Here is a 25,290-nt window from a genome sequence, read left to right on the forward strand (position 1 = left end):
CGCTGCTCTATGTCATTGAAAGTAAACGAGCTTTCTCGCTGTCGTGGCGCGACAGCGACGTTGTGTATAACGACATGCCCATAACGGGCGACATGCATAACGTCGCAATACTGGATGCCAACAGGATTTGTGCGATCGAGTTAGCCCGGCCCGTCGCTTGCGCGGCAAACCACGCGATGGCGACGGTTTGATAACCAATTCGGAAGAAATTCAGTGCGTAAATGGCGATGAATATAGTCGACGGCACCTGAAGATTCTGGCGTGGCATATAGCCTTTAAATAATTTTAGCAGCGTGATTACGCATGAAAATTTGATTCCGGCCGGAATGGCCGATGAAACTACCGGTTGAGGCTGATGGTATCCATGTCGACTGATCGCAGGAAAATCACCATGTGTGGCAATCCGGCGCTGGCACTAAGGCAGTCGATTTCGGATAACAGAATCCGATATTCGGCTCCGCAGGAAAGCCGGCGAATGATATTTGCACGCAACATCGCGGGTGCGCACGCGCGAGACATCTTCGAAGATGCGAGGCAAGCGTAGCCGATCTAAACGTGGTCGCAAACAACGCATTAATATGAGATGGCCACGCGATTATTATGAGACGTCACATAGTATTTCAAGGCGATTTAATCCATGAGGGTAATCATCGATATGCGATAAGGGGAACAGAACGCCGGATGAAGGCGGATTTCGCGGTCGCAACATTGGCGAACAGCATTCGACGCGTTTGTCGCTTCCCTCAAACTGTTCATAATGTTGGTTTCGCCAGTTCAAGAAGACCCTAATGACCACTCCCCGCTACACCGAAATCGCCGACCTCACCGACGACACCCCCGTGCTGCGCGACATCCGCCACCATATCCATCGCCACCCCGAACTCGCGTATGAAGAAGTGGGAACCGCCGCACTAGTCGCCGACAAGCTCGCCGAATGGGGCTGGCAAGTGACGCGCGGCGTCGGCGAGACGGGCGTCGTCGGTACGCTGAAGGTGGGCGAGGGTACGCGCAGCATCGGCCTGCGCGCGGACATGGACGCGCTGCCGATCGTCGAGCAGACCGGCAAGCCCTACGCCAGCGCGACGCACGGCAAGATGCACGCGTGCGGCCACGACGGCCACACGACGATGCTCCTCGGCGCCGCGCGGCAACTCGCGCGCACGAAGCGCTTCAGCGGCACCGTGCATCTGTATTTCCAGCCGGCGGAAGAGCACGGCGTGCCGAGCGGCGCGCAGAAGATGATCGCCGACGGTCTCTTCCAGCGCTTTCCCTGCGACGCCGTGTTCGGCGTGCACAACCATCCCGGCATGGCGCCGGGCGTGTTCCTGTTCCGCCGTGGCGCGTTCATGGCGGCGGGCGACAAGGTCACGATCACGATCGAAGGCGTTGGCGGACACGCGGCGCGGCCGCATCTGACGGTCGATCCGGTCGTCGTGGCGTCGAGCGTCGTGATGGCGCTGCAGACCATCGTCGCGCGCAATGTCGATCCGTCGCAGCCGGCTGTCGTCACGGTCGGCTCGTTGCATGCCGGCACGGCGAACAACGTCATCGCGAACTCGGCGACGATGGAACTGAGCGTGCGCTCGTTCAGCGAGGAAGTGCGCGCGCTGCTCAAGCGCCGGATCACCGAACTGGTGCAGGCGCAGGCGGCGAGCTACGGCGCGACGGCGATCGTGAAGTACGAGGAAGGGTATCCGGTCGTCGTGAATTCGGACGCGGAGACCGAGTTCGCCGCGCAGGTGGCGCGCGAACTGGTCGGCGACGACAAGGTGCTCGGGCACGCCGATATCCTGATGGGCAGCGAAGATTTCGCGTTCATGCTGCAGGAACGGCCGGGCTCGTTCCTGCGGATCGGCAACGGAGCGGGCGAGGACGGCTGCATGGTCCACAACCCGCACTACGATTTCAACGACAAGAACCTGCCGATCGGCGCGGCCTACTGGACGCGTCTGGTCGAACGGTATCTTGCGCAATAAGTTTTATAAAACTTTATGCGCATAACGGGTGTCATGCGCATGACTCGACTCAACCTCAAGCCGGCAGCGAAAAACTCTCGATCGCCTCGCGCAGCACATCGACCTGATCTTTCAGCGAATGCGCTGCCGCTGCCGCTTCTTCGACCAGCGCGGCGTTCTGCTGCGTGACCTGATCCATCTCGACCACTGCCCGGTTCACCTGTTCGATGCCGGCGCTTTGTTCGCGCGAAGCGTGGCTGATCTCGTCGAGGATTTCGTTTACGCGCCGCACCGACTGCACGATCTCGCCCATCGTCGCGCCCGCGTTCGACACGAGCGACGCGCCTTCTTCAACCGTCTGCGTCGAGGTTTCGATCAGCGCCTTGATTTCCTTCGCCGCCGTGGCCGAGCGCTGTGCGAGGCTGCGCACTTCCGCCGCGACCACGGCGAAACCGCGTCCCTGCTCGCCGGCGCGCGCTGCCTCGACCGCGGCGTTCAGCGCGAGGATGTTCGTCTGGAAAGCAATTCCGTCGATCACGCCGATAATGTCGCCGATCTGACGCGAACTGTCGGTAATGCGTGTCATCGTCTGGATTACGTCGTCGACGACGCTGCTGCCGCGCGTCGCGACGTCCGCGGCCTGTTCGGCGAGACGTGCCGCTTGCGTGGCGCTGTCGGCGTTCTGCTTCACGTTGGCGGTCATCTCGTCCATGCTCGACGCCGTTTCGACCAGCGCGGCCGCCTGTTGCTCGGTGCGCTGCGAGAGATCGGTATTGCCCGCCGCGATCTCCGATGCGCCGACGTTGATGTTCTCCGTCCCGTTCCGCACGCGCGACACCGTCTCGACCAGACCGCTCTGCATGGTGGCAAGCGCGTAGAGCAGGCTCGACGTGTCGTTGGCTTGCACGCGCACGGGCGTCGTCAGGTCGCCGCGCGCGATCCGCTGCGCCGCGCTCACCGCAAGTTCCAGATCGCCGCCGAGATTGCGCTTGATGCTGCGCAGGACCAGCAGCATCGCGACGGTGGCGAGCACGCCGAGCAGCGCCGTGATCGCGAGCCAGCGCAGCGCGCTGGCGTAGAACGCGCTTTGCACATCGTCCATGTACATGCCGGTGACGAGATACCAGTCCCACGGCGCGAAGCGCTGCGAGTAGCTCAGCTTCGAGACCGGCTGTTCGTTGCCCGGCTTCGGCCAAAGGTAATTCACGAAACCGCCGCCCGGCTGGTTGCCCGCCTTCACGATCTCGACGAAAAGCTTCGTTCCCTGCGGATCGGCGAACGCCGAGACGTCCTGCCCGTTCATCGCGGGCTTGATCGGATGCATCACGATGAACGGACGCGAGTCGTTGATCGAGATGTAGCCGTCGCGGCCGTAGCGCATCGCGCCAATGACTTCGAGCGCCTTCTGCTTCGCCTCGTCGTCGGTCAGCGTGCGGTTGGCCGCGAGCGCCTGGAAATGCGCGGCGACGCTGTGCGCCTCGCCGACGAGTGTCGTCAACTGGTCGCGGCGGTCGTCGATCATCGATGCGCGGTTCTGCCACGCGCCGATGATCCCGATCGCGATCAGGCCCATCCACAGCACGGCGATCATCGAGCCGAGCTTTTGATTCAACGTCAGTTTGTTCATGTCCCGCCAGCCGCCTTTCATGTTCTCGCGCGCGGCGAAGGGCCGCCGCGCATGAGGGCATTACGGCAATCGGCGGCGCGGATGTAGGGGCGGGAAAACCCTTATTCGGCGGTGTGGTAGCAGACGTGCAACGATCGGTCTAGATCGGGTCCTTGTTGGGCGGGGCGTCCGGGTGCTGCGGCTCGTCGGGACGATGCCCCGGCGACGGCGGCGTGAGTGGGTCGGCTTCCGGATCGCGGTTCGGATCGGCGATCGGGTCCGGGACGGGGCTGGTCTGCATCTCGAAGTTCATGGTCTCGCTCGGGTTGGGTGGAATGGCTCGGGCCGCCTGATGGCGTTTCATCACGTCGCTTCGTGCAGCGCCGGCGTGTGCAGGGTGAACGGGTCGCCCGGATGCGCGGTGCCCACGCGCGCCAGGGCGGCGCGCGCGTCCAGCGCGACGGCTTCGCTCGATGTGTCGCCGTGACGCTCGTCGAGCGCGATCTGCGGCGTGCCGAGCGCGCGGGCCGCCGCCACCGGTGAGGGCGTCGCGGCGTCGTCGGAGAGGACGAGGCGCGCATCGCCGATCAGCCGTGTCAGCGTTTCCGGCGACATCGTTCCGGCGAGGAACAGGGCCGCCGTCTGCATCGCGCCGAGCACGGCGCCGGTGCGCTCGGGTTCGAGCGCATCGCCGACGATCGCGATCTGCCAGCCATCGGCGGCGAGCTGGTCCGCGACTTCGGCGTAGCGCTCGACAGGCCACGCGGGCGCCGCGCCGTGGCTGCCCGGATGGATCAACACCAGCCGCTCCCGCTCGATGCCATGAAACGCGACCAGTTCATCGTAGTCCGCGTCGACCCGCTCAGGCTGGAGCGGGACGCCGTGCGGCGCGGCGGGCGCGTCCGGCATCAGCGCGAGTTCGTCGGCGAGCGGTGAAAGAGGACGGGATCGCATCGTGGCTCCTGCAACTGGCGTGAAGGTCGGGGCCGTCTGACGATTCAAACGGCCGAAAGCCCCAAGCATGCGCCATGCCCGTTGTTTCGGCATTGCGCGCCGCTCATGCGCGCGTCGCGGCAGTCATCGCGCGCAGCCGGACCGGTACGGCCTTGGCCGCCGGCACCTTGCTGCGCTTCGCGTGGTGCGCGAGCGGAATCAGCGGATTGCACTCCGGGTAGTAGCCCATTACGCAGCCGGCCGGAATGTCGAACGCGTGAACGCGCAGCCCGTCGATCTTGCGCTCGACGTCGTCGTTCGCGACGGTCGTGACCGTCACCGCTTCGTCTTCCGCCAGGCCGAGCCGCGTCATGTCGTCGCGATTCATCAATAACACCTGTCGGGTATTGAAGACACCCCGAAAGCGATCGTCAAGGGAATAAACCGTCGTGTTGAACTGACTGTCGCCGCGCGTGGTCATCAGGCGCAGCGTGCGGTCGCCCTCGAACGACATGTCCAGGTCCTCGCCCATGCCTTCGGGCGTGATGAAATTGGCCTTGCCGGTCTTCGTCTTCCATTCTCGCCGGGCTGCGGCCAGCGGCCGGTGAAAGCCGCCCGGCTGCGACATGCGCCGGTTGAAGTCCTTGAACTGGTCGGGATAGGTCCGTTCGATCGCGTCGCGCACGAGCGAATAATCGCCGACCCACGCGTCCCAGTCGACGGAACCGTTTTCCGGCTCGAGCGTCGCCTTCGCGATGCCGGCGACGATCGCCGGCTCCGACAACAGGTGCTCGCTCGCCGGCTCGGCGAATCCGCGCGACGCGTGGATGCACGCGGTGCTGTCCTCGACCGTGACGATCTGCGCGCCGCTCGCCTGGCTGTCGACCTCGATGCGCCCGAGGCACGGCAGCAGATAAGCCGCCCGGCCGTGCAGCAGATGGCTGCGGTTGAGGTGCGTCGCGATCTGGACGGTCAGCGGCAGCGTCCTCCACGCCGGTTCGAGCACGCCGTGATCCGGCGTCGCGCGCGCGAAATTGCCGCCGAGACCGATGAATGCGTCGAGCGTGCCGTCGCGCAGGCTCGCGCAGGCATCGACGGTCGACATGCCGACGTCGGTCGGCGGCTCAAAACCGTACATCTCGGCGAGCCGGGCGAGCGGCACGAGCGACGGCTTCTCCGTGATGCCGACGGTGCGCTGCCCCTGCACGTTCGAGTGGCCGCGAATCGGGCAGATGCCCGCGCCCGGCTTGCCGATGTTGCCGCCGAGCAGCATCAGGTTGGTGAGCATCTGCACGGCGAGCACGCCCTCGCGATGCTGCGTGATGCCCATGCCGTAGAGGATCATGACCGCCTTCGCCTTCGCGTATTCGGTGGCGGCGGCTTCCAGCGCCGAACGCGTCAGCGCGCTTTCGGCTTCGATGTCGCGCCAGTTCGCCGCGCGCATCGCATCGGCGAAGGATTCGAAGCCGTGCGTGTGCTCGGCGATGAACGCGGCGTCCAGCACGCGCGGGCTGCCGTCCTTTTGCGCCTTGTCGTCGGCTTCGATCAGCGCCTTGCAGATGCCCGTGACCGCCGCGATGTCGCCGCCGATCTTGACCTGGTGATATTGCGTGCTGATGCAGGTTTCGTCGGGCGTGAGCATCTGGCCCGGCGACTGCGGATTGGCGAACGATACGAGCCCGCGCTCCTTGATCGGATTGAAGGTGATGATCCGGGCGTGGCGCTGCCTCGCTTCCTGCAACGGATGCAGCATGCGCGGGGCGTTCGTGCCGGTGTTGTGGCCGAAGAAGAAAAAGCAGTCGGTGTGGCGGAAATCGTCGAGCGTCACGGTGCCGACCGGCACGCCGATCGTCTCCGGCAGCGCCACCGACGTGCTCTCGTGACACATGTTCGAGCTGTCCGGCAGGTTGTTGCTGCCGTACATGCGCGCGAAAAGCTGGTACATGTACGACGTTTCGAGCGACGCCCGGCCCGACGCGTAAAACACGACGCGCTTCGGATCGAAGCCGCGCAACTGCGCGCCGATTTCATCGAAGGCTTGCTGCCAGGCGATCGGGTGATAGCGGTCGGTGGCGGCGTCGTAGCGCATCGGTTCGGTGAGACGGCCTTGCGACTCGAGTTCGAAATCGGTCCACGCTTCGAGGGCGGCGAGCGTGTGGTGCTGGAAGAAATCGGGCGTGACGCGCTTGGCCGTGACCTCCCAGGCGGTCGCCTTGGCGCCGTTCTCGCAGAATTCGAAGAGATGCGGATCGGCGGGCTTGGCCCACGAACAACTGACGCATGCGAAACCGTCAGGCTTGTTCTGGTGCATCAGGATGCGCGCGCCATGCAGGGCGGCGTGCTCTTTCATCAGGATCGACGCGACCGCCTTGGCGGAACCCCAGCCGCCGGCCGGATGACTGTATTTCTCGATGCGCGGTAGCTTGCTCATTGCGGTTTTCTCCACGGAAGCGGGTTTCTCCGTTGGATTAGCAATAATCAGGCTTGGGGCGGGTTCAAGCGTGCGGCGCAGATAGGAAAAAGAAAGCCGCCTGCCTGTAGGGACGGGCGGCGGCTTTGGGTTGGGTGCGGACTGCGAGGGTCGTTGTCAGAAACGCGCTGCTGTATGACTTCTGCAGGCAGTCGTGCGAAGCGGCTAGTGTAGAACCTGCGCGGCAACGCCCAGACGCTCGGCGACCGCATTGAGTCGGCGATCCCTTGTCCACAATCTCGAACCGGGGGTGAGACGGACCGCCGCCAACAAATGCGCGTCTACATAGCCGATGCCGAGCCCGTGCAGCATCTGATCGCCGATCATGCGAAACACTTCGCTGTCCATCGCGACTGTTGCATGGGGCAAGTCGTTCAGCGCATCCAGCACGACATCGCGCTGGCGCAGACTTCCCAGTGAAATTTCGCCAATTACGAACGGGTGGGTCGTGACGCGGTTCTGTTCGAGCAGCGCCTGGAGCGTCGGCTCGCCTGAACGCAGATGGTCGATCCAGACAGAGGTGTCGACGAGGATCATGATTGCTCTGGCTTGCGTCGAGCGATTGGTTCGAGATCGCCCTCGGTTCCACCCAGGCGACTCAGGCGTCGCGCGCTTTCCCGCTCGATGAGCGCGCGCAGTGCTTCACGAATCAGTGCCGACTTTTCGAAAAGGCCCGTCATGGCTTGAGCCTTTGTCAATAAATCGTCGTCGAGGGCCAAGGTTGTGCGCATAGGTACTCCAAGTGCATTGGCGGAGTATCAATTTTATCATCATTTGATGCTGCCAAGCGTGCCGTCGCGTGCACTTGTCCCGCTCACGTCTCCCCGTTCCCCTCATCGGCCGGCAGATTCTTCGGCACGAACGCTTCCGCGCGCTCGCGGATCGCTTCGACTTCGCCGGTCACGAAGGTCCGGTTGTCGGCGGCGAGCGCGTTCTGATACGACGCCCCTTCCGGCACGCGATGCAGCAGCGCGCGCAATTCGCCTTGCGTCGTCTGCTCGACGGGTTCGAAGTTGTAGAGCCTGAGCGTCAGTTCCGTGCGCTCGTGGAGCACGAACAGACACGCCGCGAATACCGCGACGCCCAGCACTTCCTGCACGCCAAAGCGGAACTCGCCCGGCACCGGCGAGAACGGCAGCCACGCGATCACCGCGACGCCGATGCAGGCGAGCGCGATCGTCACATTGAGCAGCAGGCGCACGCGCGCGACGATCCGGTCGTGCTCCACCCGCAATTGTCCGGCGGATTTCGGCACGAGCGCGGTGCGTTGTTTTTGTTGGCGGAGTTCGGTGAACGGTAGAGCAGCCATGTGAGCGATATGCCTCGAATGCGAACGGTAACGAGGGTATTAACGCCCCGCTTACAGGAACGTTGACGCTGGTTACGTCCTGTTGCATCCAGTGTGCGGCGGGCCTCATTCAGCCTGGGCCACGCCTTGAACGGCGTCCTCATGCTGGCGGTACCGCCGGCGATCTGGCTCGCGAAGACGAGCGCCTCGACGATCGTCCCGAATACTTCGTCCGGCACCCGGGTTGCGTTCGAGTCCGGCCTTTCCGAGCGCTTGGTCGTGCAGGCTTGCCCGCCGGCCCGACGTAGGCTTGTCTGGGCCGCGCGCTCGTTGCACAACGTGAAACGCTGGGAACGGTGTTTGCTGAAATGCCCGCATCGCGGCCGGGGAACCGGCGCGCCGAACCATACGAACGGAGTCAACAATGCTCGGCATCATCATTCCCGCCCACAACGAAGCGGCGCATATCGGGGAGTGCGTGACGTGCGCGCGACGCGCCGCGAACCATCATCAGTTGCTCGGGGAGGAAGTGCGCGTAATCGTCGTGCTCGACAGTTGCACCGACGACACCGAAACCATCGCCCGCGCGCTCGGCGCGGAGGTCGTGCAGGTCGCGGCGCGCAACGTCGGCATGGCGCGCGCGCATGGCGCCGAGCGGGCGCTCGCGCTCGGTGCGCGCTGGCTCGCGTTCACCGACGCCGATACCGCCGTCGCCGATGACTGGCTGGTGCGGCAGCTCGACTGCTGCGCGGACGCGGTGTGCGGCGTGGTCGGCGTGCACGACTGGTCGCCGCACATCGCCGCCGTGCGCGAGCATTTCGGCGCAACCTATACCGACGCCGACGGCCATCGCCATATCCATGGCGCGAACCTGGGCGTGTCGGCGCATGCGTATCTGCGCGCGGGCGGCTTTCCGCCGCTCGAATCGAGCGAGGACGTGGCGCTGGTCGAAGCGCTGCTCGCGACGGGCGCGCGGATCGAATGGAGTGCGGCGCCGCGCGTCGTGACGAGCGCGCGCACGGATTTCCGCGCGAAGAAGGGCTTCGGCGCGACGCTCGTGGACGTGGGCCTGCGCTATTTCGGGGCCATGCCGGGGGTGGCGCAGCCGGATGCCGCGCTGGCGGCGTAACGGCGCTTCACTGCGGCACGCTTTGACTCATTGCGTTTGCAAATCGCTCGGCAGATCGATGTCGCGCAGGATGTTCGGGTCGTCCACTTCGATGCGCCGTACCGGATTGAGCGTGATCAGCGAGCGCGCGCCCGCATCGCCGTCGAGGGCGCCGAGCGCCTCGCCGTGCGCCTGGCCGAAGCCCACCGGATGCCCGCGCTGGTCGCGGTAGTAGGGCGCGACGAGCGACGTCCCGCCGTCGAGCGCGCGCGCCACCGCTTCCATCGTCCGCGGTTCGATCCATGGCATGTCGCCGAGCGCGACCAGCCAGCCCTCCGCCTCCGGCGTGGCGCGCACGGCGGCGGCCAGCGCCGCGCCCATGCCGCGTTCGGCGTCGATCGCGAAAATCACGTTGCAGCCCGCCTCGTTGAGCACGTCGGCGAGTTTTTCCGCGCCCGGCCGCACCACGGCGACCACCTGTTCCACCACGGACAGCAACCGTCGTGCGGACTGGAACACGATCGGCGTGCCGTCGGGGAGTGTGGCGAGCAGCTTGTTGTGGATGCCGGACGGATCGAAGCGCGTGCCGAGACCGGCGGCGAGGAGGATGCCGGTCGCATTCGATGAATATGTCATGGCCGGTCATGCGCAGGGTGGGATGCGTGGATTGTGCAGCGCGTCGAAGTTGCCCGCAAGTCTTGAAAAAAAGCCGAGATATAGGACGGGGTTCGGTGCAGTTCGCACCGTTTGATGGTTTTGCGCATCAAACGGTGCAAGCAGCACAGCAACAACACCTAGACGGTCGTCCCCGGCAGCAGCTTGTCGAGTGTCACGGGCAGATCCCGCACCCGCACGCCGGTCGCGTGATAAACGGCATTCGCAATCGCCCCCGACACCCCCGTGATACCGATCTCGCCGATCCCGCGCGCGCCGAGCGGATTGATATACGGATCGCCCGCGCCGACGAACGAAATGTCGAGCGTGCCGACGTCGGCATTCACCGGCACGTGATATTCGCCGAGATTCGCGTTCGTGTAGCGGCCGTAGCGCGCGTCGAGATCGCTCTTTTCAAGCAGCGCCGAGCCGATGCCCCACACGATGCCGCCCATCAACTGGCTGTGCGCCGTCTTCGCGTTCAGCAGATTGCCGACGTCATACACGCCGACGATACGCGCCACCCGGATCGTGCCAAGGTCCGCATCGACGTGGACTTCCGCGAACACCGCGCCGAACGAGTGAAACGAGTATTGCTGTTTCTCGGCGCCCGGCTTGACGGTCGCCGTCGCCTCGATCGGCTGGCCGCCGTTGCGTGCGATGATCGCCGCCGCCGGATCGCGTTTCGACGGCGTCGAGCGGCTGATCACCCAGCCGTTGTCGACCGTGACGTCGTCGCGAGACGCGCCCGCGAGCGGCGAGCCGGAGTCGGCGAGCGCCATCGCGATCAGCTTGTCGCGCGCCTCGTTCGCAGCGGCCTGCACCGCCGGCGAGACGCTGGCGACCGACTGCGAACCGCCCGATACCGGCGCCTTCGGCAGCGACGAATCGCCGAGCGCGAAGCGCACGTTCTCGGTCGGGAAGCCGAGCGCATCGGCGGCGACCTGCGTCATCACCGTGTAGGTACCGGTACCGAGATCCTGCGTGCCGGAGGCGACCATCGCGGTGCCGTCGGGCAGGATGCGCGCGATCGCCGATGCTTCGCTGCGGTTCGCCGGATAGGTCGCGGTCGCGACGCCCATGCCGATGAGCGTGCGGCCGTCGTGCATCGAACGGGGTTTCGGATTGCGCCGCGACCAGCCGAAACGCTCAGCGCCGCTCTGGTAGCACTCACGCAGCGCCTTGCCCGACCACGGTTTTTTCTCCTGCGGCTCCATTTCCGCGTAGTTCTTCAGGCGAAACGCGATCGGGTCCATGCGAAGCTGGTACGCCATTTCGTCCATCGCCGATTCGAGCGCGAACGAACCGCTCGTCTCGCCGGGCGCGCGCGTGAACGTCGGCGTGCCGATGTCGAGCTTCACCAGCTTGTGCGAGGTCGACTGGTTCGGCACCGCGTAGAGCATGCGCGTGACGATCGCCGAGGTTTCGGCCCAGTCCTCGAAGGTCGAAGTGGTCGAGATCACGTCGTGACGCATGCCGGTCAGCGTGCCGTCGTCGCGGGCGGCGACCTGCATGTGCTGCTCGGTAAACGGCCGGTTGCCGACGATGCCCCACATCTGCGGCCGTTCGAGCACGAGGCGCACCGGCCGCCCGGTCTGCTTCGCGGCCATCGCGGCCAGCACGACGTGCGACCACACCGAGCCCTTGCAGCCGAACCCGCCGCCGACGAACGGACAGATCACGCGCACGTTTTCTTCCTTGATGCCGAGCAGCTTCGAGACCGCGCCGCGCGCACCCGAGACGCCTTGCGTGGCGTCGTAGAGCATGAGATTCGGGCCGTCCCAGCGGGCGAGCGTCGCGTGCGGCTCCATCGGGTTGTGGTGCTCGTAGGGCGTCGTATAGACGGCGTCGAGCCGCGTCGGGCCCTGGCTCAAGCCGGCCTCGACGTCGCCGCGCGCGGTTGCCACCGGGCGGTTGTTCATCTTGGCCGGCGGATACGCCTGCGGTTTCGCGCGCTGGAAATCGGCGTTCGGCGCGGCGGCTTCGTAGCGCACCTGCACCTGGTGCGCGGCATCGACGGCGCGCTCCAGCGTATCCGCGACCACTACGGCCACCGGTTCGTTGCTGTAGCGCACCTCGCTGGTTTGCAGGAGCGTGAGGCGGCGCACGGCGGGCGGCTCCGCAGTGGCGACGCCGCCGTTCGGCAGGCGCATCGCGTTCTGGTACGTCATCACCAGCAGGACGCCCGGCATCGACTGCGCGCGCGCCGCGTCGATCGACGCGATTCTGCCTCGGGCGATGGTGCTCGTCACGAGCACCGCGTGCGCGAGCTTGGATTCGGGATTGTCGGCCGAATAGCGGGCCTGGCCGGTTACCTTGAGCACGCCGTCGGTGCGGTCGAGCGGTTTTCCAATGACGCTCATGCGACACCTCCAGCCTGTTCGACGGCGCGGACGATCGCCCGTTGCGCCAGTTCCACCTTGAAGCCGTTCTCGCGATACGGCTTCGCGTCGCGCACGGCAAGCGCGGCGGCGCTTTGCAGCGTGGCGCGCGTGAGCGGCTTGCCGGCGAGCATCCGTTCGGTTTCGGTCGCGCGCCACGGCTTGTGCGCGACGCCGCCCAGCGCGATGCGCGCCGACGTCACCGTGTCGCCGTCCATCTGCAATGCCGCCGCGACCGAGACCAGCGCGAACGCGTAACTCGCGCGGTCACGCACCTTCAGGTAGCGCGAGTGCTGCGCGAAGAGCGGCGGCGGAAGATCGACCGACGTGATCAGCTCGCCGCGCTGCAACGTCGTATCGAGATCGGGCCGGTCGCCCGGCAAGCGGTGGAACTCCGCAAACGGAATCGCGCGTTCGCCCTGTGGACCGGAAACACGCACGACCGCTTCGAGTGCCGCGAGCGCGACGCTCATGTCGGACGGATTCGTCGCGATGCATTGCGGGCTCGCGCCGAGGATCGCGTGGATGCGGTTGTTGCCCTCGAGCGCCGCGCAGCCGCTGCCCGGATTGCGCTTGTTGCACTGGGGAAAGCCCGCGTCGTAGAAGTAATAGCAGCGCGTGCGCTGCATCAGGTTGCCGCCGACCGTCGCCATGTTGCGCAATTGCGCCGACGCGCCCGCGAGAAACGCCTGCGACAGCAACGGATAGCGGTCGCGCACCCACGCGTGATTCGCCGTGTCGCTGTTGCGGGCGAGGGCGCCGATGCGCAGGCCGCCGTCGGGCAAGGCCGTGATCCGGTCCAGGCCGTCGATGTGCGTGATGTCGACGAGCTTGACGGGCCGCGCCACGCCGCCCTTCATCAGGTCGAGCAGGTTCGTCCCGCCGCCGATGAACACCACGCCCGGCTGGCTTGCCAAGCGGATCGCGGCGGCGGCATCGGGCGCGCGTTCGTAGGAGATCGCATCCATGTCGCCCCCTACGCCTTGTTCGACGCGACGGCTGACACCGCCGCGACGATGTTCGGATACGCGCCGCAGCGGCAGATGTTGCCGCTCATGCGCTCGCGGATTTCGTCGTCGGAAAGTTGCGGCGGTCGCGCGCGCACATTCGACGTAACCGCGCTCGCGTCGCCGGCGCGGAATTCGTCGATGAGCGCGGTCGCCGAACACAACTGACCGGGTGTGCAGAAGCCGCACTGGAAGGCGTCGTGTTCGATGAACGCGCGCTGGATCGGGCTGAGGGTGTCGCCGGATGCGAGGCCTTCGACCGTCGTGACCGCTTCGCCGCTGTGCATCACGGCGAGCGTCAGGCACGAGTTGATCCGCTTGCCGCCCGCGATCACCGTGCACGCGCCGCACTGGCCGCGGTCGCAGCCTTTCTTCGTGCCGGTGAGGCCCGCGTATTCGCGCAGGGCGTCGAGCAGCGTCGTGCGGGCTTCGAGTTGCAATTCGTATGGATGGCCGTTGATCATCAGATGCACCGGCATCAGCGAGGCGGCTGCGGGTGGCGGCGCGACGGCGGGCGTCGCCGCGGTTTGTTGCTGGGCATGCAAGTGGGGCGCGGCCGTGACCGCCACCGTGGCGGCCGCCGATTGCAGGAAGCGTCGCCGCGACGGTTTCTGCGCATGATCTTCGTTGCTCGGGGGATTCTTGTCTTTGGTCTGGGACATGGCGATACGACGCTCCTCGCTCGGTCGAGTGGACGCTGCGCTGGCTGGCTCGCCGGGTGCGTTGCCGGATGAGGGCAGTAGCGTCGGGCGCGCTGGCTGGTGCCGCGCTGATGAGGCTCGCCGTGTTACTTCGACTTCGCGAGCCGCGACCAAACGCAGCGAGCAAGTCCAGTGCCACGCGCGCAGAGTCGCCGTCCGTGCGGACGTCGGCTATTTGTTCGAAGGTAAATGCTGCATCAGACGGTAAATTCGCACAACGGGCGAAAGATTCGCGTGACCGTGGCGAAAGTTGCGCGACCGTTTGATGCCAGCGGGCGGCCAGTTTCGCGTCAGTTCATCTGGTACGCAGACGTGGAGGGCGCGCCACGGGCCATTCGTCCGGGACCGTAGGGATCGGGATTGCCGAAGCGCGGGATGGTGCCGTCGGAGCGGGCGCGGGCAAGATCGGCGCGGACCTGGGCGCGGGAAAGCGGGGCGTTGGCGGGGGCGGCGGCGGTGGTCGATGTTCCGACCATCTGCTCGTAGGTGTTCATCTGCGCGTAGTTGCTTGAACTGGTCTGCGCGATCGCAAGCGTCGAAACCGCGCCGAGTGCGCAAGCCGCGAGCAATGTCGATATCTTCATGATCGTCCTCCTTCGACGGCAACGGGGCGTCGTCGCTCTTTCTGTTATACGCGGTTGGGAGAGGATTGGATGTGGTGGATGACGCAACTAACGGTCAGTTTCGCCCATCTCCGCGAATGGAGGGCGGTTCGCGTCACTGAGTATCTTGAACGTAACGCAGGATTGGCGATCTGCCGCGGAATGCGGGACGGCGTGACGTCAGAGGGGGTGGTAGCGCGTAGACAGAACAGCGAAGACGGGACGCCCGTGCGTCCCGCCCGAAACACCCGAGGGATCAAAGATCCGCCGGATAAGGCGCCTTCAGCCACTTCGTCGACAGCGTATTCAGCGTGCCGTCCTTTTTCGCCTGCGCGATCGCGGCATCGACTTCCTTCAGCAGCCTCGGCTCGTTCTTGTTCAACCCGACATGATCCGGCGAGCTGAACAACGCGAACTTCTGCTCGGGCTGGATCGGCGGATTGCGCGCGATGATCGTCGCGCCGACATCGTTGCCGACCACCATCAGTTGCGCCTGTCCCGACAGGAACGCGGAGATCGCGCCGTTCGGGTCGTCGAAGCGCTTGATCGTGGCGCTCGGCGGTGCGACCTTGCTCACGCTCAGGTCTTCCAGCGTGCCGCGCGCAACCGAGATCGTCTTGCCCGCCAGATCGGCAGCGTTCTTGACCGGCAGCGATTTCGGACCGAACACGGCGAGATAGTACGGCGCGTAGGGACGCGAGAAGTCCAGGATCTTCTCGCGCTCCGGCGTCTGGCCGACGGAGAGCAGCATGTCGGCCTTGTGCGTTGCGAGATAGGCCATGCGGTTTTCACCGGTGATCGGGACCAGTTCGACCTTCGCCTTCAGCGCCCGGCCGAGGTAATCGGCCATGTCGATGTCGTAGCCTTGCGGCTTCATGTCCGGCCCGATCGAGCCGAACGGCGGATAGTCCATGAACACGCCGATGCGCACGACGCCGCTCTTCTGGATCGTGTCGAGCGCGTCGGCGTGCGCCGTCGACGTGAAGGCTGCAAATGAGGCAGTGAGCACGAGCGTCGCAGAGAGAAGCTTGGCGAAGCGGGAAACGCGAGTCGTCATGATGATGGCCTGGGCAGGTGTACGTGGAAGGAAGGTCGATGCACTCTAGGTACGCCAAAATCCCGTCACAATCGAAATGTGCGCATGCCAGCCATGCGTGGCGCGCATGGCTTACTTGATCAGGCCGAGCGCTTCCCGGAAGCGTGGATGCCGGCAACTGCCGAGCCAGCCGAAAATCGCGGTTTCGGCGCTCGTGAGGCGTGCGCCTTCCTGCTCCGCACGGCGGATCGCGATCGACCGGTTGGCCGGATCGCGCGAACCGACCGCATCGGCGACCAGCTCCACGCGATAGTCAAGCCGCAGCAGGCCCAGCGCCGTGAGCAGCACGCAGACATGCGCCTCCGCGCCCGCGACGTACAGCACGCATTCCTTCGCGGACGGCAGGGCGGCGACAAACGCGTCGTTGAGCGTGGCGTCGAAGGTGTCTTTTTCGATCACCCGATGTTCCGGCGAGATCAGTCCCTCGACGGTCGCGCCCAGCCCGCGCGGATTCTGCTCGGTGACGAGCACCGGCACGCCGAGCAAGTCCGCCGCGCGCACGAGCGCCGTGCAATGGCGCAGGAGCCGGGCGTTATCGTCGATGTGCGGCAACAGCTTTTGCTGCACATCGACCAGCACGAGCATCGCCTCAGGTTTCACTTTCCATGATCCGGTCGATCAGCCGCGCGTTTTCGCCCGCCGAGCCGATGCCCGCGTGCTTCGCCATCGGCACGAAAAAATGCATCGCGACCGGCAGCTTCGACCGTTCGAGCCAGCTCGTCAGGTGATCGTTAAGCCGATGCGCCGGCGCCCGCAGTTCCTCGCGCAGCACCGGCGGCAGCGTCTCGAAATGCTTCATTTCCGTCTGGTACGGCTCGGGCGCGACGCAGAGCGCGTTCGGCCTCCCGTCGACATCGATGGGCAGGCGCTCCAGCGCCTGATGCAGCAGCGCGACGCCAAGCCCTTCGCCGCGCCACGGCTTGCGCACTTCCCAGGTGCTGATATAGATCACGCGATGCTCGTTGAACACGCGGCACAGGTCGGCGTCGAGCGCTTCGGTCGCGGCGAGCGCGAGCGACAGCATCTCGCCCGAATACGTATCGAGCACGTAGACGAGATCGGCGCTGCTGTGGATTCGCGGCACCTTCACGAGCTTCAGTTCGACCGCCGCCGCGACGATATCCGTGCCGACTTCGTGGAACACGGCGAACGCGGTGCCGAGACGCTCGTCGTCGACTTGCGGATACTCGTGGCGGTAGGTCATCGTGAAGTGGAACGGCCCGATCTTCTCGCGATACGCGAGCGGCCGGTCCACGTCGTAGTCGCTCGTGCCTTCGCGGCCATACGGGTCGTAGTCGCGCTTCTCGCGGCTGACGTGATCGGGGCCCGGCTTCAGCACGACGAGCGGCCGGCGCGACTCGGGCACGAGATCTTCGGGCAGGCCTTCCCACGCCAGGCGCAGGAACTCGCGCCCGCCGCGATAATGCGTCTCGAAGAGTGTCATCAGTTGATGCGCGGCAACCGGATCGATGATCGTCTGCACGCAGTCGAGCGCGCGGTCGAGCAACTGGTCCGCCTCCGCCGGATCGGGCGCGAGGTGCGGCTCGCCGGCCTGCGGGCCGGGCGGCAAGCCTTCCGCGATGCGCGCCCGGTGCGTCAGGTCGAGCCATTCGTCGGCGGCTCGCTCGGCGAGAAAGCCCGCCGCGATGCGGTAGCCGGACAGCACGATCGACTGGCCGGTCGCGCCGAGCGGGAACACGTACTCGTCGGACATGACATGGTCGACGGTGACCGAGCGGAACGTCTCGCGCGGCGACACCGCATTCGCCGCCGAATCGAAACGGTCGTGCGACAGCACGTGCGCGACGAGGTCGGACGCCGTGGGACCGAAGTCGGACCCAACGCCGGGAAGCAGCTTCAGCAAGGACAGGTTGCTCATGTGTGCCATCTCCGAGACGTGGGGCTCCATCGTAACAAACCGTCGCGCCGATGCGGACCCGATCGAGGCTCGCGAGTTGCTACTTCGACTGATTGTCAGGGCATGGAGGACGAAACATGGATACGGTTCAGGAAGGCGGCTGCGCGTGCGGCGCCGTGCGGTTTCGCGTGGGCGCGGCGCCGCGGCGAGTCGGCATGTGCCACTGCATGACGTGCCGCCGGATTCACGGCTCGGCGTTTGGAGTCTATGCGGTTTTCGAGCGCGGCGACGTGGAGTTTTCCGGGCGAACCGAGGCGTGGCACAGTTCCAGCGAGGCGTGGCGGCACTTTTGCCCGGTCTGCGGATCGGTGGCGTTCATGGAATATCCGGACACGGGCGAAATCGACGTGCCGCTCGGCGCGTTCGATAAAAGCGGCCTCTACGAGCCGGCGTACGAGCTTTGGTGCCGGCGCCGCGAGCCGTGGCTGCCGGCCGGCGTGCGTACCGAATACGACGAAGACCGGCCGCGACAACCTGACGGAGATACCAGTTGATCCACCTCGACGCACCCACCTCCGCGCTGCTCGACCGCCTCGAACGCTACGCCGCCGATAACGACGCCCATGCGGCCGAGCGCAGCCAGAAGATGTTGAACCTCGAGCGCCCGACAGCCGAACTCGTGTACTGGCTGGTCGCGTCGTCGAAGCGCTCTCGCGTGCTGGAGATCGGCACCTCGAACGGCTACAGCGCGATCTGGCTCGCCAACGCGTTGAAGCTGAACTCCACGGACAAGGTCATCAGCATCGAACGCGATCCTGCCAAGGCCGTGGCGGCGCGCGAGAACCTGAAAGCGGCTTCGCTCACACAACGCGTCGAGGTGATCGAAGGCGATGCGACCGCGATCTGCGAATCGCTCGCCGGCCCGTTCGACTGCATCTTCTTCGACGCCGATCGGGTGAGCGCGCCCGCGCAGCTTGCCGTGCTCCTGCCGAAGCTCACGCCCGACGCACTCCTCCTCGCCGACAACGCGCTCTCGCATCCCGGTGAAATCGCGGGCTACATCGCCGCCGTCGAAGCAACCGGTGAGTTCGACACGCTCACCGTGCCCGTCGGCAAAGGCTTGCACATCGCGCGACGCCGCAACGCGCCGTAACGACTGCGCAGGAACCGCCGTCGCTGCGACCGGTCCGAAGAATTGCATTCAGCGCTGGAAAATACGACGATACGTGTGACTGGAAGCGCGGCGCGTTGCTTTCGCGGGCAACCCAGAATGTGGAGCGCAGTATCGGGCAGCCCTTGAACTTCAGTGCAAGCGAGGAACATCGATACCATGGCGAAGCAACCGGTAAGCGGCAGCGACAAGCTTCATCCCGAAGGCGCAACGTGCGTGGGCGCCTGCAATCCGGCGGAAGAAATCGAAGTGGTCGTGATGCTGCGGCGGCAGGACGAAAACGGCTTTCGCCAGTTGATGGCAAAGATCGATGCGGGCGAGGGCACCCCCGTCCCGCGCGATGAGTTCGAAAAGCGCTTCGGGGCGTCGCAAGAGGATGTCGCGAAAGTCGAGAAGTTTGCCGCCCAATACGGGCTCACGGTCGTGCGCGCCGATCCGGGCTCGCGCAGTGTCGTGCTCAAAGGCACGATCGAGGCGTTCCAGAAGGCCTTCGACGTCACGCTCGAACGGTTCCAGCATCACAACATTGGCGAGTATCGCGGTCGCACGGGGCCGGTCAACGTGCCTGCCGACATGCACGACGCGGTCACCGCCGTGCTCGGTCTCGACAGCCGTCCGCAGGCGCGTCCGCATTTTCGCTTCCGGCCGCCGTTCAAGCCGGCCCGCGGTCTCGCGCAGGCGTCGTTCACACCGCTCGACCTGGCGCGCCTCTACGACTTCCCTCCCGGCGACGGCGCCGGCCAGTGCATCGGCATCATCGAACTGGGCGGCGGCTATCGCACGAGCGACCTCAGCGCGTATTTCTCGAAGCTTGGCGTGAAGGCGCCGAAGGTCGTCGCGATCGGCGTCGATGACGCGAAGAACGCGCCGACCGGCAACCCGAACGGACCCGACAGCGAAGTAACGCTGGACATCGAGATCGCGGGCGCGATCGCGCCCGGCGCGCTGCTCGCGGTGTACTTCGCGCCGAACAGCGACTCCGGTTTCGTCGATGCCGTCAACCGCGCGATCCACGACACGACGCACAAGCCGTCGGTCGTCTCGATCAGTTGGGGCGGGCCGGAGTCGATGTGGTCGGCGCAGTCGATCAGCGCGTTCAACGATGTGCTGCAAACCGCCGCCGCGCTTGGCGTGACGGTGTGCGTCGCATCGGGCGACAGCGGTTCGAGCGACGGCGTCGGCGACGGCGGCGATCACGTCGATTTCCCGGCGTCGAGCCCGTATGCGCTCGCTTGCGGCGGCACGAGCCTGTCGGCATCGGCGAGCGGCATCCAGCAGGAAGTCGTCTGGAACGACGGCGACCAGGGCGGCGCGGGGGGCGGCGGCGTGAGCGGCACGTTCGCGTTGCCGGCGTGGCAGAAGGGATTGTCGGCGGCGCGCGCGGGCGGCGGACACACGGCGCTGACGAAGCGCGGTGTGCCTGACGTCGCCGGCGACGCCTCGCCGCAGACGGGCTACGAAGTGCTGATCGACGGCAACGAGACGGTGGTCGGCGGCACGAGCGCGGTGGCTCCCTTGTGGGCGGCGCTCGTCGCGCGCATCAACGCGCTGAACGGCAAGCCGGCCGGCTTTGTCAATCCGAAGCTGTACAAGGCGAAGACCGCTTGCCGCGACATCACGCAGGGTAACAACGGCAGTTTCGCGGCGGCGCCCGGTTGGGACGCCTGCACAGGACTCGGCAGCCCGGACGGAGTGAAAGTGGCAGCCGCCTTGAAGCAATAACAACGACCAAGCCAGGAGCGACGACGACGATGAACTCCGATACAACCACACCACAACCCGCCGACGGGGCGCCGGAGACGGCCGCGAAAGCAGCCGCGGAGCCGGCGAAGAAAGCGCCGAAAAAGACCCCGACCAAGACGACGAAGACCACGGCCAAGCGCGACCAGCCGTACTTCGACCCGGTCGCGTACGGCAACGGCCCGGACGATTCCGTCGCGGCGACGGAAGCCGACGAGAACGCCGCCGTCACGCATCACACGATGACGATCGGCGGCAGCAAGCTCGCCTACACGGCGACGGTCGGGCATCTCGTGACGGTCGATCCGAGCAGTTCCAAGCCGGACGCGAAGATGTTCTACGTCGCGTTCACGAAGGACAACCAGAAGGAGGAAGAGCGCGCGGTCACGTTCTTCTATAACGGCGGGCCGGGGTCGTCGTCGGTGTTCGTGCTGCTCGGCTCGTTCGCGCCGCGGCGCATCAAGACCGCGATGCCGAGCTTCACGCCGCCCGCGCCCTACCAGATGGAGGACAACGCCGACAGCCTGATCGACAAGAGCGATCTCGTTTTCATCAATCCGGTCGGCACCGGCTATTCGGCCGCGATCGCGCCGAACAAGAACCGCGATTTCTGGGGCGTCGATCAGGACGCGAATTCCATCAAGCAGTTCATCAAGCGCTATCTGACGAAGAACAACCGCTGGAATTCGCCGAAGTTCCTGTTCGGGGAGTCGTACGGCACGGCGCGCAGTTGCGTGCTGGCCTACCTGTTGCACGAGGACGGCGTCGACCTGAACGGCGTCACGCTGCAATCGTCGATTCTCGATTACCGGCAGGCGGGCAATCCGGTCGGCGCATTGCCGACTGCCGCCGCCGACGCCTGGTATCACAAGAAACTGGGCGTCCATCCGACGCCGACGAACCTTGAGGACTTTGCCGAGGAAGTCGCGGAATTCGCCCGCACCGACTATCTCAACGCGCTGCGCAAGTTCCCGCAGACCGACGACGACGTCGTGCAGAAGCTCTCTGAGTACACCGGCATCGACAAGGTGACGCTGCTCGCATGGAGCCTCGACATCGCGGCGTACGACAGCCGCGGCAATTCGCTCTTTCTCACGACGCTGCTGAAGTCGAAAGGGCTGTCGCTCGGTTCTTACGACGGGCGCGTGACGGGCGTGTCGAGCGGCATTGCCGGCAAGATCGACCCGAACTCCGGCGGCAACGATCCGACGATGACGGCGGTGAGCGGCGTCTACACGTCGATGTGGAACACTTACCTGAACGAGCAGTTGAAATTTACCTCGACGTCGTCGTTCACCGACCTCAACGACCAGGCGTTCCTCAACTGGGATTTCAAGCACACGGACCCGACGGGCGCGCAAAAGGGCATCGATGCGCACGGCAACATCATCCTGTACACCGCGGGCGACCTGGCAGCGGTCATGGCGCTGAACGTCGACCTGAAGGTGTTGTCGGCGAACGGGATGTACGACTTCGTTACGCCGTTCTACCAGACCGTGATCGATTTGCAGCAGATGCCGCTGATCGACAAGACGGTGAGGCAGAACCTCTCGGCGACGTTCTATCCATCGGGACACATGGTCTATCTCGACGGCGGATCGCGCACGCAGTTGAAAAAGGACCTCGCGAAGATGTACGAGGCGGCGACGACGAACCATGTCGCGATGAGCCGCATTATTGCGTTGCAGCAGATGACGGCGGCGAAGAGGGTGGAGTAGGCCAGATGGCCGAGTAGCGACAATCGCGGTTTCGCGCTAAACTGGCCTATGCCATAGCATAGGCCAGGAGCAATCTCATGACGACGACCGCAGGCCGACACGTTCGGCTCTTTCGCAATGGACGCAACCAGGCGATCCGGATACCGCGCGAACTGGAATTGCCGGGTAACGAGGCAATCATCCGGCGTGAAGGCGCGAACCTCATCATCGAACCGTTGAAGGCGGTGCCGCTGCGCGATCTGCTGACGCAATGGGCGCCGCTCGACGACGCGTTTCCCGATATCGACGATTCGCCGCCCGAGCCGGTGGATCTGTAATGCCGCGCTTTCTGCTGGACACCAACATCATTTCCGATGCAATCCGGAATACGCGCGGTTCATGCGCCGCGCGAATCGGGGAAGAACAGCCGGAAGACATCTGCACGTCGATCGTCGTGGCCGCCGAGTTGCGCTATGGCGTGGAGAAGAAAGGCTCTGCGGAGCTGTCGAGCCGCGTCGACCGCGCGCTTGCGAGCATCGAGGTTGTGCCGCTTTCCGGCGACGCCGATTACGCCTATGGGCGATTGCGCGCTGACCTCGAGCGCGCGGGCAAGGTGATCGGCGCGAACGACATGCTGATTGCCGCGCACGCCCTCGCGCTCGATGCGGTGCTCGTCACGGACAACACAGCCGAGTTTTCGCGCATCGGCGAGCTTCGGCTCCAGAACTGGCTGGTCCGGTCCGCCTGAACGCGCCGGGAACACAAGTTGCGGACCATTGGCCTGTCGCGATCAAAACGCGCGCCAGGCCAATCGTCACAATGGAGTTCCCCTGATGCCCACCCAGAAAAAGCCCGCGAGCGCTGTCGCCCGCACCCCGTCGCAAAGCAATACCAATGAGAAGGTCGAAAGCCTCGAAACATTCCGCTCCGACGCCACCGATCAGGCGCTGACGACCAATCAGGGCGTCAAGGTTTCCGATAACCAGAACACGTTGCGCGCGGGCCCGCGCGGGCCGTCGCTGCTCGAAGACTTCATCATGCGTGAAAAGATCACGCATTTCGACCACGAGCGGATTCCCGAGCGGATCGTCCATGCGCGCGGTTCAGCGGCGCATGGCGTGTTCAAGGTCTACGAATCGCAGGCCGCGCTGACGAAGGCCGCGTTCCTGCAGGACCCGTCGAAGGAAACGCCGGTCTACGTGCGCTTTTCCACGGTACAAGGCTCGCGCGGGTCTGCCGACACCGTGCGCGACGTGCGCGGCTTCGCCGTCAAGTTCTACACCGAGGAGGGGAATTTCGACCTGGTCGGCAACAACATGCCGGTGTTCTTCATCCAGGACGCGATCAAGTTCCCCGACTTCGTCCACGCCGTGAAGCCCGAGCCGCACAACGAGATGCCGCAGGGCGGCTCGGCCCACGACACGTTCTGGGATTTCGTCTCGCTCGTGCCGGAATCGGCGCACATGGTGCTCTGGACGATGTCCGACCGCGCGATCCCGAAAAGCCTTCGCGCGATGGAGGGCTTCGGCATCCACACGTTCCGCTTCGTCAATGCAGAGGGCAAAGGGCGCTTCGTGAAGTTCCACTGGCGCCCGACGATCGGCTCCGCGTCGCTCCTGTGGGACGAGGCGCAGAAGCTCGCGGGGAAGGATTGCGATTTCCATCGCCGCGACCTGTGGGACTCGATCGACCTGGGCGATTACCCGGAGTGGGAACTGGGCGTGCAGATCGTCGAGGAAGCGGACGAGCACAAGTTCGACTTCGATCTGCTCGATCCGACCAAGATCATCCCCGAAGAGCTCGTGCCGCTCACGATGATCGGCAAGCTCACGCTCAATCGCAATCCCGACAACTTTTTCGCGGAGACCGAGCAGGTTGCGTTTTGTCCGGGGCATATCGTGCCGGGCATCGACTTCTCGAACGATCCGCTGTTGCAGGGGCGGCTCTTCTCCTACACCGATACGCAGATCAGCCGCCTCGGCGGGCCGAACTTCCACGAAATCCCGATCAACCGGCCGATCGCGCCGCTTCACAACGGACAGCGCGACGGGATGCATCGTCAGACGATCGTCAAGGGCCAGGCGGCCTACGAGCCGAATTCCATCGACGGCGGCTGGCCGAAGGAAACCGCTCCGGCGGCATCGGGCGGCGGGTTCGAGAGCTATACGGAGCGCGTCGAGGGATCGAAGATCCGCGTGCGCAGCCCGTCTTTCGCCGATCACTACTCGCAGGCGACGCTCTTCTGGAACAGCATGACGCCGCCGGAGAAGGATCACATCGTCGGCGCGTATTCGTTCGAGCTGAGCAAGGTCGAAAGGAAGCCGATCCGCGAACGTCAGCTCGGCATTCTCGCGAATATCGACGATGAACTGGCCTCGCGCGTCGCCGCGAATCTCGGCTTGCCGGTGCCGAAGAAGAGCGCGAGCGCGGAGGAACTGGGCAAGTCGTCGGTGAAGGCGTCGCCGGCGCTTTCGATTGTGGCCAAGGCGCGGCCTTCCGTGAAAACGCGCAAGGTCGCGATTCTCGCGGCGAAGGGCGCCGATGCCGCCAGCATCAAGGCCGTCAAAGATGCGCTCGCGGCTGAGGGCGCGCACGCCAAGGTGATCGCGCCGATGCTCGGCACGCTCGACGGCGGCATCGAAGTGGATGCGACGATCCTCGCGATGCCGTCGATCATGTTCGACGGCGTGGTCGTCGCGGGCGGGAAGGCGAGCGCGAAGACGCTGTCGGAGTCGGGCGACGCGCGCCACTTCGTGCTGGAGGCGTTCAAGCACCTGAAGTCCATCGGCGCGATCGGGGACGGGGAGGATGTGCTGGCCGCTGCGCATTTGCCTTCGGGCGACGAAGGCGTGGCCGTTGGCGGCGACGCGAAGGCGGTGATGAAGAAATTCATCGAGGCACTGGGCATGCATCGGGTGTGGTCGAGGGCGCAGAAGGCGGAGAGTGTGCCGGCTTGAGTGTTGTGTGATGCCGAGGCTCATCGCCGGTGCGATGAGCCGAAGACAAACGCGCTGGATCGCCGT

25 protein-coding genes are annotated in these 25,290 nt (G+C 65.3%); 10 read left to right on the forward strand and 15 right to left on the reverse strand.

Annotation, left to right across the window (positions count from 1 at the left end):
* Positions 1–191: hypothetical protein (locus AWB68_RS49315; protein ID WP_235028261.1), on the forward strand; the 191-nt coding region annotated here is incomplete at its 5' end.
* Between the two features lie 597 nt (positions 192–788).
* Positions 789–1,976, forward strand: a complete 1,188-nt coding sequence (locus AWB68_RS08720; RefSeq protein WP_087643960.1) for a M20 aminoacylase family protein — start codon at positions 789–791, stop codon at positions 1,974–1,976.
* A gap of 55 nt (positions 1,977–2,031) precedes the next feature.
* On the opposite strand, the gene AWB68_RS08725 is transcribed toward AWB68_RS08720, so the two are convergent.
* From AWB68_RS08725 to AWB68_RS08750, 7 genes are all read right to left on the reverse strand, one after another.
* On the reverse strand, positions 2,032–3,573 hold the full coding sequence (locus AWB68_RS08725; RefSeq protein WP_087644048.1) for a methyl-accepting chemotaxis protein: 1,542 nt from the start codon (positions 3,571–3,573) through the stop codon (positions 2,032–2,034).
* Between the two features lie 148 nt (positions 3,574–3,721).
* On the reverse strand, positions 3,722–3,874 hold the full coding sequence (locus AWB68_RS48835; RefSeq protein WP_200828660.1) for a hypothetical protein: 153 nt from the start codon (positions 3,872–3,874) through the stop codon (positions 3,722–3,724).
* Positions 3,875–3,924: 50 nt separating this feature from the next.
* A complete protein-coding gene (locus AWB68_RS08730) occupies positions 3,925–4,515 on the reverse strand; it encodes a glycosyltransferase family 9 protein (protein WP_087643961.1) in 591 nt (196 codons plus the stop codon).
* 103 nt (positions 4,516–4,618) lie between these two features.
* Positions 4,619–6,925 carry an FdhF/YdeP family oxidoreductase gene (locus tag AWB68_RS08735; RefSeq protein ID WP_087643962.1) on the reverse strand — a complete coding sequence of 769 codons (2,307 nt, stop codon included), beginning with the start codon at positions 6,923–6,925 and terminating at the stop codon, positions 4,619–4,621.
* Between the two features lie 204 nt (positions 6,926–7,129).
* Positions 7,130–7,501: a type II toxin-antitoxin system VapC family toxin gene (locus tag AWB68_RS08740; protein WP_087643963.1), complete on the reverse strand. Its 372-nt coding sequence runs from the start codon at positions 7,499–7,501 to the stop codon at positions 7,130–7,132.
* On the reverse strand, positions 7,498–7,695 hold the full coding sequence (locus AWB68_RS08745) for a type II toxin-antitoxin system VapB family antitoxin (RefSeq protein ID WP_087643964.1): 198 nt from the start codon (positions 7,693–7,695) through the stop codon (positions 7,498–7,500). Before AWB68_RS08745 ends, AWB68_RS08740 begins: the two co-directional genes overlap by 4 nt.
* A gap of 83 nt (positions 7,696–7,778) precedes the next feature.
* Positions 7,779–8,273, reverse strand: coding sequence for a hypothetical protein (locus AWB68_RS08750; protein ID WP_087643965.1), 495 nt, complete (start codon positions 8,271–8,273; stop codon positions 7,779–7,781).
* A gap of 403 nt (positions 8,274–8,676) precedes the next feature.
* Between AWB68_RS08750 and AWB68_RS08755 the strand changes: the two genes are divergently transcribed.
* Positions 8,677–9,381, forward strand: a complete 705-nt coding sequence (locus AWB68_RS08755) for a glycosyltransferase family 2 protein (protein ID WP_087643966.1) — start codon at positions 8,677–8,679, stop codon at positions 9,379–9,381.
* Between the two features lie 27 nt (positions 9,382–9,408).
* Here the strand turns inward: AWB68_RS08755 and AWB68_RS08760 are convergent, their stop codons facing one another.
* The 8 genes from AWB68_RS08760 to AWB68_RS08795 form a co-directional block, all read right to left on the reverse strand.
* The gene (locus AWB68_RS08760; protein ID WP_087643967.1) at positions 9,409–9,996 is read right to left on the reverse strand and encodes a nucleotidyltransferase family protein; all 588 of its coding nucleotides are present in this window, start codon (positions 9,994–9,996) and stop codon (positions 9,409–9,411) included.
* A 158-nt stretch (positions 9,997–10,154) separates the two neighbouring features.
* Positions 10,155–12,377 carry a xanthine dehydrogenase family protein molybdopterin-binding subunit gene (locus tag AWB68_RS08765; protein WP_087643968.1) on the reverse strand — a complete coding sequence of 741 codons (2,223 nt, stop codon included), beginning with the start codon at positions 12,375–12,377 and terminating at the stop codon, positions 10,155–10,157.
* Positions 12,374–13,363, reverse strand: coding sequence for an FAD binding domain-containing protein (locus AWB68_RS08770; RefSeq protein WP_087643969.1), 990 nt, complete (start codon positions 13,361–13,363; stop codon positions 12,374–12,376). Before AWB68_RS08770 ends, AWB68_RS08765 begins: the two co-directional genes overlap by 4 nt.
* 8 nt (positions 13,364–13,371) lie before the next feature.
* Positions 13,372–14,064 (reverse strand): 2Fe-2S iron-sulfur cluster-binding protein, encoded by a 693-nt coding sequence (locus AWB68_RS08775; protein WP_087643970.1) that lies wholly within the window; start codon positions 14,062–14,064, stop codon positions 13,372–13,374.
* Between the two features lie 329 nt (positions 14,065–14,393).
* Positions 14,394–14,687, reverse strand: coding sequence for a DUF4148 domain-containing protein (locus AWB68_RS08780; protein WP_087643971.1), 294 nt, complete (start codon positions 14,685–14,687; stop codon positions 14,394–14,396).
* A 274-nt stretch (positions 14,688–14,961) separates the two neighbouring features.
* Positions 14,962–15,762, reverse strand: a complete 801-nt coding sequence (locus AWB68_RS08785) for a transporter substrate-binding domain-containing protein (RefSeq protein ID WP_087643972.1) — start codon at positions 15,760–15,762, stop codon at positions 14,962–14,964.
* 111 nt (positions 15,763–15,873) lie between these two features.
* Complete coding sequence (locus AWB68_RS08790; protein ID WP_235028262.1) at positions 15,874–16,401, reverse strand: isochorismatase family protein; 528 nt, start codon at positions 16,399–16,401, stop codon at positions 15,874–15,876.
* The gene (locus AWB68_RS08795; RefSeq protein WP_235028263.1) at positions 16,391–17,680 is read right to left on the reverse strand and encodes an inositol monophosphatase; all 1,290 of its coding nucleotides are present in this window, start codon (positions 17,678–17,680) and stop codon (positions 16,391–16,393) included. The genes AWB68_RS08790 and AWB68_RS08795 overlap by 11 nt, the downstream gene beginning before the upstream one ends.
* 116 nt (positions 17,681–17,796) lie before the next feature.
* On the opposite strand from AWB68_RS08795, the gene AWB68_RS08800 reads away from it, so the two are divergent.
* The 7 genes from AWB68_RS08800 (at position 17,797) to katE (ending at position 25,224) form a co-directional block, all read left to right on the forward strand.
* Positions 17,797–18,213, forward strand: a complete 417-nt coding sequence (locus tag AWB68_RS08800) for a GFA family protein (protein ID WP_087643975.1) — start codon at positions 17,797–17,799, stop codon at positions 18,211–18,213.
* Positions 18,210–18,812, forward strand: a complete 603-nt coding sequence (locus AWB68_RS08805) for an O-methyltransferase (RefSeq protein WP_087643976.1) — start codon at positions 18,210–18,212, stop codon at positions 18,810–18,812. The genes AWB68_RS08800 and AWB68_RS08805 overlap by 4 nt, the downstream gene beginning before the upstream one ends.
* 177 nt (positions 18,813–18,989) lie before the next feature.
* Positions 18,990–20,552: a S53 family peptidase gene (locus AWB68_RS08810; protein WP_087643977.1), complete on the forward strand. Its 1,563-nt coding sequence runs from the start codon at positions 18,990–18,992 to the stop codon at positions 20,550–20,552.
* 29 nt (positions 20,553–20,581) lie between these two features.
* A complete protein-coding gene (locus AWB68_RS08815; protein ID WP_087643978.1) occupies positions 20,582–22,288 on the forward strand; it encodes a S10 family peptidase in 1,707 nt (568 codons plus the stop codon).
* 77 nt (positions 22,289–22,365) lie between these two features.
* On the forward strand, positions 22,366–22,605 hold the full coding sequence (locus tag AWB68_RS08820) for an antitoxin (RefSeq protein ID WP_087643979.1): 240 nt from the start codon (positions 22,366–22,368) through the stop codon (positions 22,603–22,605).
* On the forward strand, positions 22,605–23,015 hold the full coding sequence (locus AWB68_RS08825) for a type II toxin-antitoxin system VapC family toxin (RefSeq protein ID WP_087643980.1): 411 nt from the start codon (positions 22,605–22,607) through the stop codon (positions 23,013–23,015). Before AWB68_RS08820 ends, AWB68_RS08825 begins: the two co-directional genes overlap by 1 nt.
* Entirely contained in the window at positions 22,930–25,224 is a 2,295-nt protein-coding gene (gene katE / locus AWB68_RS08830) for a catalase HPII (RefSeq protein WP_268810921.1), read from the forward strand. Before AWB68_RS08825 ends, katE begins: the two co-directional genes overlap by 86 nt.
* Positions 25,225–25,290 lie beyond the last annotated feature (66 nt).

This window comes from Caballeronia choica (assembly GCF_001544535.1).
In the GTDB taxonomy this organism is placed as follows: Bacteria; Pseudomonadota; Gammaproteobacteria; order Burkholderiales; family Burkholderiaceae; genus Caballeronia; species Caballeronia choica.